Here is a 239-nt window from a genome sequence, read left to right on the forward strand (position 1 = left end):
TTCTGTCGGGAAGCATCCTACGTAACCCGTTGCCTCGATAGGCGAGAATACGGCCAGCGGCAGGAGATTGAGCGCGGCGTTATGCTCCAGTGCCGAATCGGACAGTAACGGGAATGCCGGGGCCGCGACAAGCAGCGCGGAGGTAAGGGGGCCCGCGAGGACGCGCCTCGTTGCGGTCGATAGGACGGCGGAGCAAACGGATATCAAGGTTCCGCCCGCAAGCAGCGCGAGAAGCAGGG

At 64.0% G+C, this 239-nt stretch carries 1 protein-coding gene; it reads right to left on the reverse strand.

Annotated elements, in window-relative coordinates; all coding sequences use genetic code 11:
- On the reverse strand, positions 1-239 hold a 239-nt coding region (locus DXC79_RS10165), incomplete at both ends, for a hypothetical protein (protein ID WP_233502996.1).

This window comes from Collinsella sp. TF08-11AT, assembly GCF_003437035.1.
GTDB lineage: Bacteria > Actinomycetota > Coriobacteriia > Coriobacteriales > Coriobacteriaceae > Collinsella.